The 3,822-nt window shown below is 63.7% G+C and carries 3 protein-coding genes; 2 read left to right on the top strand and 1 reads right to left on the bottom strand.

Annotated features, from left to right (window positions below; all coding sequences use genetic code 11):
- Positions 1-108 precede the first annotated feature (108 nt).
- The gene (locus tag BLS74_RS35465) at positions 109-1,059 is read right to left on the bottom strand and encodes a LysE family translocator (protein WP_244504147.1); all 951 of its coding nucleotides are present in this window, start codon (positions 1,057-1,059) and stop codon (positions 109-111) included.
- Positions 1,060-1,185: 126 nt separating this feature from the next.
- Here BLS74_RS35465 and BLS74_RS33435 point away from each other — a divergent pair, with 126 nt between their 5' ends.
- Both BLS74_RS33435 and BLS74_RS33430 read left to right on the top strand, forming a co-directional pair.
- Positions 1,186-1,596 (top strand): hypothetical protein, encoded by a 411-nt coding sequence (locus BLS74_RS33435; RefSeq protein WP_093112326.1) that lies wholly within the window; start codon positions 1,186-1,188, stop codon positions 1,594-1,596.
- 40 nt (positions 1,597-1,636) lie between these two features.
- Positions 1,637-3,211, top strand: coding sequence for a bifunctional aminoglycoside phosphotransferase/ATP-binding protein (locus BLS74_RS33430; RefSeq protein WP_244504146.1), 1,575 nt, complete (start codon positions 1,637-1,639; stop codon positions 3,209-3,211).
- Positions 3,212-3,822 lie beyond the last annotated feature (611 nt).

The following is a 3,822-nucleotide window of genomic DNA, read 5'->3' as shown; positions in this document are numbered from 1 at the left end:
GTTCGGTCTGGCGCATGAGAACTCCTTCGTAACCCCAACGGGGAAAGACGGAGTGTATTCATGTTCCGTTATTTACGTGTCACTGTACTAGCGGGCACTGCACGGCTACTAGGATCTACGTGCAACCAGCAGTGCGCAACCACAAATCATGGTTGCAGCGCCCCTATTGACCAACCGAAGATGGGCCGGCGTGGAGACCAGCCTGCGAGCTTTGCTTGCTGCGGTCAGGTAGACGCACTGAACTGCGAAGTCTACGGCCACGCCGAGAGCCACGATCAGCGTAGCTTGCGCGAGCGTGACTGCGCTCAGGTCAAACGCTTGCGGGAGGATTGCCCCGAAGAACACCACTGCTTTCGGGTTCCCAAGCGTGAGCAGCATGCCGGCAAAAAGCCCGCTGGACTTCCCCTCGTCCGAGGCTTGGATCACGGCAGGGGCGGACCAAAGCCGCCACGCGACGTAAAGCAGGTATGCAACGCCCAGCCACTTCACTGCGACGAACAGCGACTCATAGCGCAATGCCATTGCGGCAAGGCCCAAGATCGTTGCTACCAGCCACACAGCATTCCCGAAGACCATACCCGTCGCGAAAGGCAATGCGGATGACTTCCCCTGCGATAGCACCGTTGCCACAAGTGTCCCCTGGGCGGGGCCGGGCAGTGCCGCTGCAATCACAAACGGAACGAGAAAGAGCGAAATGTTGGACCAAGTCATTGGTGTGAAGGTTGGATCAACGTCTGCATCTTGGCCCTGAAACAACGCATTCTGCCCTTCCCCATGGGCAGCGGCGATTCCGGCGCCGGGCCTGATAGGGCGGTGCGCATACGCCAGCCGAACACGAGGGTTAGGCGGCGAGCTGGCGCAAGTCAAGTGGCGTTCCGCACCAGGCCGCGCGCGCGAGTGCAAACCAAGCTGCAAAAAATTCAAGGTGAGGTGAAAACCGACACCGGCTGCGCTGGCGGCTGCGTCGGCGATCGGCACACGGTCGCGGCTTGCAGGACCGTGGCAGCCGCATCGGGACGCGGCTGCTTCGTGATCGATGTGGCCCTTGATGCGCGTCAAGGCTGCCATCCGGTCCTGCGAAGAAACTGGGAGATGAGACTTCCGCGTGCCCACCGTTGAGCAACAGCTTGCAATCGGGGGGGACCGCCTCCTTCTTGTTCCTTCAAGCTGTCCAGGAGCCTGAGCATGCCCACAAAAATCGTCGATCTCTCCGCCCGGTCCAAAATCATTCGGGCTGAACCTTTCAATGCCCATTTCTGGGAGTGCACGCCCCTGGAACTCAAGGCCTATCTCGGGAAGCCGCGGGAGTTTCTCAGGAGGATGGGCATCGGGCTGCCGGCAGATTGCCGCATCGAAACCACCATCGAGAACCACGACTGGCTCGGCCAAGAGGCCCCCGATTTCGACGGCGAGAATGACACGGTCGTCATCTGCAACGTGGGAAGCGGCAACGTCGCCCGCCATGCCTACCGTGTCATCAGCTACGCGCATGACAGATCGGCGATCGGGGAGTTCAAGAAGCAGTTGTTGCACAAGGCCGACCAGCAACAGGTCAAGGAGAAGGTCAGACGCGGCAAGAAGCGCAAGGCGAAGTAGTCTCGGCCGATCCCACGTTCGGAACGGGTGGAGCCAGGCCATGGACACTGTTGGCATGAAGTCGCCGGATTCCACGACCGTCGCAGCAGACCGTACGCTGGTGACGGCGCTGCGCGAGCGCCTGCAGTCGGACACCGGCCAAGCGGTCTCGCTGGTGGAAACCCATATCTCCTGGGTGCTGCTGACCGCGCAGATGGCCTACAAGCTGAAGAAGCCCGTCTCCCTGGGTTTCGTCGACTTCAGCACGCTCGTGGCACGCAAGCACTTCTGCGAGGAGGAAGTGCGCCTCAACCGGCGGCTTGCGCCTTCGCTGTACCTCGGCGTGGTGGCGGTGACCGGCACCACGCAGGCTCCGCGCCTGGGTGCCGGCGATCCCATCGACTTCGTCGTCTGCATGCGGCGTTTTCCCGAGGATGCATTGCTGCAACGCCTGCTGCCGGCCGGACGGCTGGAGGATGGCTGTCTTGAACAGTTCGCGCAGCGGCTGGCTGCTTTCCACGCGCAGGCACAGGTTGCCGCGCCGGCGTCCGAGTTCGGTGCTCCGGCCCAGGTGGGTCGCCCGGCAGTCGATGCATTGGCACGTCTGCGCGCCGATGGTGGCGCGAAGCGCACAAGAGATCTGCAGGCTTGGGTTTTCGAGCAAGGGAGGGCACTGCGCACGGCCTGGTTTGCGCGGCAGCGCAGCGGTGCGGTACGCGAATGCCATGGCGACCTTCATCTGGCCAACGTGGTGCTGATCGATGGCCATCTGACCGCCTTTGACTGCATCGAATTCGATCCTGCTCTGCGCTGGATCGACGTAATGAGCGACGTCGCCTTTCTCACGATGGACCTGAAGGTGCATGGTCGCAAGGATCTCGCATTCCGCTTTCTCGACGCGTACCTGCAGTACAGCGGCGACTACACCGGTGTGCCGGTGTTGCGCTTCTACGAGGTGTACCGGGCCCTGGTGCGCGCGCTGGTCTGCAGACTGCGCGCGCGCGCAGGCGCTGATGTTGCGCCGCCCGTCGAGCCGGACTACCTGGCCTGTGCGGGACAGCTTGCGCAGACCCCGGGCGACGCGTCGCGCCTGATGATCACGCACGGGTTGTCCGGCTCGGGGAAGTCGACCATGGCCGCGGCGCTGCTGGCGGCTGCGGGCGCGATCCGCATCCGGTCAGACGTCGAGCGCAAACGCCTCTTCGGACTGGGGGCGCAGCAACGTTCAGCCGATCAGCATGCCGGGATCTACACGCAGGACGCGACGCAGCGCACTTTGGCCCGGTTGGCCGAGTGCGCGCGGACGGCTCTGCAGGCCGGCTACCCGGTGATCGTCGACGCGGCCTTCCTGCGCCGCGACGAGCGGCTGGCATTCCGGGCCCTGGCGGCCGAGCTGCGTGTGCCGTTCTCGATTCTTCGTTGCCGTGCGGCCGAAACGCAGTTGCGTCGGCGAGTGGTGGCGCGCGACGCCGAGGGAGGCGACGCGTCCGAGGCGACCTTGGCCGTGCTGGAGCGGCAGCTTGCCACCCACGAGCCCCTGGATCCGGACGAGTGCGCCCTCGCGCTTGAAGTCGTCACGGACGAGCCGGTGGATACGGCTGCGCTGAGCGCGCGTTGGCTTGCGCTGTCCCCGTGACTTGAGCTGGCGGCGCACCGAAGTCGGGCCGTCTCGGAGATCCGCGAGCCTCGCGCCCGCCCTGGCGTTCGAATGATGAGACAGACAGTTCACGCAATGTTTCCTACGGATGCGCCGCATTGACGGTACGGTTAAGCGGGCGATCTAGATTGAGGCCGTGCCTCACCGCTTTCCTACCCTCTTCCAGAAGCGAGGCGCGCCAAGGAGACTGTGATGAACGCCTCGCATGCATCCAGCGGCTACGAACTGCGCTTCCGCCCGCTCTTCGCCGACCGAAGCGCCTACGCCTTCCCGTGCGACGCGGCAGGCCGCGCCTCCGATTCGATCTCCTGAGCACGGACCAGCAGTACGGGTGCCGGCGAGTACGCAGAATGCGCTCCGCTCCTGATCTCAATAAGGTTCGTCGACAAGAATAAAGACCGCCGCGCGAATCAATAAAGATCGCCTCTCTGCATGCGCGCACTTAGACCCCGTCGAACCTGAGCCTTTCCTTGAGATAGGAGATGAATGCCTGCACCTTCGGAGACGGCATCCGCTCCCGTGAAGAAAGCGCATTGAGCTCCTGCGGCGGTCCGATCCACTCTGGCAGAACGCGTACCAAGCGGCGCGCC

The organism is Variovorax sp. CF079 (assembly GCF_900101545.1).
GTDB lineage: Bacteria > Pseudomonadota > Gammaproteobacteria > Burkholderiales > Burkholderiaceae_C > Variovorax.
This window is presented reverse-complemented; position numbering and strand designations above follow the sequence as displayed.

Excerpts from the sequence above, each read along its gene's own strand:
- BLS74_RS33430 (WP_244504146.1), top strand. The coding sequence starts at position 1,637 with ATGGACACTGTTGGCATGAAGTCGCCGGATTCCACGACCGTCGCAGCA.
- BLS74_RS33435 (WP_093112326.1), top strand. The coding sequence starts at position 1,186 with ATGCCCACAAAAATCGTCGATCTCTCCGCCCGGTCCAAAATCATTCGG.